Source organism: Cryobacterium cheniae, from assembly GCF_004403395.1.
GTDB classification, from domain to species: Bacteria; Actinomycetota; Actinomycetes; order Actinomycetales; family Microbacteriaceae; genus Cryobacterium; species Cryobacterium cheniae.
In genome coordinates this window covers 1-3,571 of sequence record NZ_SOGN01000011.1, presented here as the reverse complement: position 1 = coordinate 3,571, position 3,571 = coordinate 1, and the positions used below count along the sequence as shown (strand labels likewise).

Genomic DNA, 3,571 nt, shown 5'->3' with positions numbered 1-3,571 from the left:
GGGCGGGCGGGCTCCGTCGCCGCAACGGCGGCCGCGCGCGGGGGCGCGCCGACCGGGCCGGTGGCCGGGGCATCCGTTTCCGGGATGTCACCGGACCCGGAACCAGAGCCGGAACCAGAGCCGACCCCGACCCCGATGCGGCGCTCGAGCCTTTCGACGCGGGCGAGCGCGCCGCGGGTGGAATCGTCGCTGGCGGGGATGAGCACGCGGGCGATCATGAGTTCGAGGTGCAGGCGGGGGCTGGTCGCGCCGGTCATCTCGGTGAGGGCGGCGTTGATGACGTCGGCCGTGCGGGACAGCTCGGCGGCGCCGAACTTCGCGGCCTGCGCGGCCATGCGGTCGAGTTCGTCCTGCGGCACGCCGCGGAGCACGGCGGCGGCCCCGGCGGCACTCGTGGCGCCCACGATGATGAGATCGCGCAGGCGTTCGAGGAGGTCTTCGACGAAGCGGCGCGGGTCTTGGCCGGTCTGCACGACCCGGTCGACCGCGTCGAACGCGGCGGACGGGTCACGGTCGGCGATCGCGTCGATGGACTCGTCGAGCAGCGACGCGTTCGTGTAGCCGAGCAGCGCCACGGCGCGCTCGTATTCGACGGAGTGCCCGTCGGATCCGGCCATCAGCTGGTCGAGCAGCGACAGGGTGTCGCGCGGCGAACCGCCGCCGGCCCGCACGACGAGCGGCAGCACGCCGGGCGCGACGGTCATCTGCTCGGTGTCGCACAGCTGCTGCACGTATTCGAGCATCGGCCCGGGCGGCACCAGCCGGAACGGGTAGTGATGCGTGCGCGAACGGATGGTGCCGATCACCTTTTCGGGCTCCGTCGTCGCGAAGATGAACTTGACGTGCTCGGGCGGCTCTTCGACGATCTTCAGCAGCGCGTTGAAGCCCTGCGGCGTGACCATGTGCGCCTCGTCGAGGATGAAGATCTTGTACCGGTCGCGGGCGGGGGCGAAGATCGCACGTTCACGGATGTCCCGGGCGTCGTCGACCCCGTTGTGGCTGGCCGCGTCGATCTCAACCACGTCGAGGGATCCGCCGCCGTCGCGGGAGAGCTCCACGCAGCTCGGGCAGACCCCGCACGGTGTGTCGGTCGGACCCTCGGCGCAGTTCAGGCAGCGCGCCAGAATGCGGGCGGACGTCGTCTTGCCGCAGCCCCTCGGCCCGCTGAACAGATAGGCGTGATTCACCCGGTTCGTGCGCAGGGCCGTCATCAGCGGATCGGTCACCTGTGACTGACCGATCATTTCGGCAAAGGTCTCGGGCCGGTAGCGGCGATACAGGGCGGTAACCACGGGGTCAATCGTAGCCGGAGCCACTGACAATGCGGTGTGGGGTGGTGGGTCTGTGGGGTGGCGGGCGGGTGTGGATGCGGATGCGGATGCGGGTGGCCGGATGCGGGTGCGGGTGGCCGGATGCGGTGGCGGCTGCGCGTGGGCGGATGCGGGTGGCGGCTGCGCGTGGGCGGATGCGGGTGGCGGATGCGGGTGGCGGATGCGGTGGCGGGTGCGCGGCGGCATCCGTTTGTCAGGCGCGGCGGGTGACGGCCTGGTCGAACTCGCCGGGGCGGTTGCTCACGATCTGCTTGCCGAGTGGCGCGAGCGAGACCGGAACCATCTTGAAGTCGGCGATGCCGAGTGGGATTCCGATGATGGTGACGCAGAGCGCGATGCCCGAGACGATGTGCGCCAGGGCCAGCCACCAGCCGGCGAGGATCACCCAGATCACGTTGCCGATGAACGAGAACGCACCGCTGGTGGGTTTGGCCACGACGGTGCGGCCGAACGGCCAGAGCGCGTACCCGCCGATGCGGAACGACGCGATACCCCACGGGATCGTGATGATCAGCACGCAGAGCAGGATGCCCGCGGCCACGTAGCCGAGAAAAAGCCAGAACCCGCTCAGCACGAGCCAGATCACATTCAGGAGTGTGCGCACGCGGAGATTCTACCCGCGGGTCTGGGGAGGAGGTCCAGTGCGGCGCCGCTGTTGCGCTGGTGCTGCGCCGGTTCGCGCCAGTGTTGCGCTGGTGCTGCGCTGCTGCGTGCCGGTGTTGCGCTGGTGCTGCGCTGGTGCTGCGCCGCTGCGTGCCAGTGTTGCGCTGGTGCTGCGCTGGTGCGTGCCCGTGTTGCGCTGGTGCTGCGCTGGTGCTGCGCCGCTGCGCGCCCGTGTTGCGCTGGTGCTGCGCCGGTGCGCGCCAGGCGTGCCACGCGCGCAGCGGCGCAGTACCCGCGCGCCGAGTATCTGGACGCGAATCGGCCGCCCCCGGAACCTCGGAACCCCGGAACCCCGGAGCGGTGAGTGGCAGCATCCGTCGCCGGGTGGGCCACGCTAGACGCGGAGATTTTCGCGACACGCCGCCCACGGCGCCCACGGATGCGGCGTGTCCCGAAAAACTCCGGCTTTGCGTCACCCGCGGGGCCCAGCCCAGAACGAAAACCAGCCGGGACGAGCCGTGCGGAACCAGCCCCGCACCAACCAGGCGCTCCCCCACAGGCAGGCCGGGCGCGACTTTCTCCCCCGGCCGACGCTCTCCCGGGAGCGGGCCCGGCCCGCGGGCATCCTGAACGGATGCGCAGCGCTGCAACCCTCATCTGCACCCTCGGCCACGCCGCCACGACCGACGAGTTGCTCCGGCTCGGCGTCACGCCCGCGCAGCTGCGCACGGCCATTGGGCGGAGCCATCGGGCGCGCGGCGCGCGGCGTCTATATCTGCGCCCACGCCGATCGCGACCAGCGGGACGCCGCCGCCGCCCACGCCCGGATCAGCTGCCTCAGCGCGCTGCGCCGGGCGAACGTCTGGGCCGGAATCGACCGTTCGCTACACCTGCAGCTGCCCGCGAACGCCAGTACCCGGCGGCCCACCCGCGACCGGGGCGGGCAGCCGATCCGCTACCACTGGGCGCATCCGCGGTTCCCGGGAGCCGCCGAGCGGTCCTGGCTGGTCTCGCCGATGGAGGCGTTGTGGCAGGCCATCCGTTGCCTCGACGAGGAACATGCGATCGCCTGCCTCGAGTCGGCGGTGCACGAGGGCTTCCTCACGATCGACCAGGTGCGCGAGCTGTGCGGGCGGGCGCCGGCGCGGCTTGCGGACGGCATCCGGGAGCTCGAATTCACCGCAGGCTCGGGCATTGAGACGATCGTGCGGCGCCGACTGCGGCACGCGGGCTACTCGGTGGCGGCGCAGGTGAGCGTGGCAGGCATCGGCGACGAGGATCTCGTCGTCGAGGACTGCGTCGCCATCGAAACCGACGGCGAGAAGTGGCACGGCCCCAACCGTTTCCACGCCGACCGCGCCCGCGATCTCAAGACCGAGGCCCTCGGCCGCCGATCCATCCGTCTCACACAGCACCAGGTGCTCTACGAGTGGGAGACCACGCTCGCCGCCATCGAGCGCGTCGTGACGGATGCCCAGCGCGAGCGGTCCCGCCGCTTCGGCCGCATCCTCACCCGCCTCGACGACCCGCTCTGACGGGTCGGGCGGGTCCGGCGGATCCGGCGGGTCCGGCGCGGGCACTGGTCCGGCGCGGCGGGTCCGGCGCGGGCACTGGTCCGGCGCGGCTGGTCCGGCGCG

General features: G+C 71.8%; 3 protein-coding genes. 1 reads left to right on the top strand and 2 read right to left on the bottom strand.

Features of this window, described 5'->3' with window-relative positions; all coding sequences use genetic code 11:
- The coding region (locus E3T23_RS01895; protein WP_134368727.1) for a DNA polymerase III subunit gamma and tau at positions 1–1,292 on the bottom strand (1,292 nt) is incomplete at its 3' end.
- Positions 1,293–1,524: 232 nt separating this feature from the next.
- Positions 1,525–1,935, bottom strand: a complete 411-nt coding sequence (locus E3T23_RS01890; protein WP_134368726.1) for a YccF domain-containing protein — start codon at positions 1,933–1,935, stop codon at positions 1,525–1,527.
- Between the two features lie 733 nt (positions 1,936–2,668).
- Here E3T23_RS01890 and E3T23_RS01885 point away from each other — a divergent pair.
- The gene (locus E3T23_RS01885; RefSeq protein ID WP_134368725.1) at positions 2,669–3,469 is read left to right on the top strand and encodes a hypothetical protein; all 801 of its coding nucleotides are present in this window, start codon (positions 2,669–2,671) and stop codon (positions 3,467–3,469) included.
- The last annotated feature ends 102 nt before the right edge of the window (positions 3,470–3,571 follow it).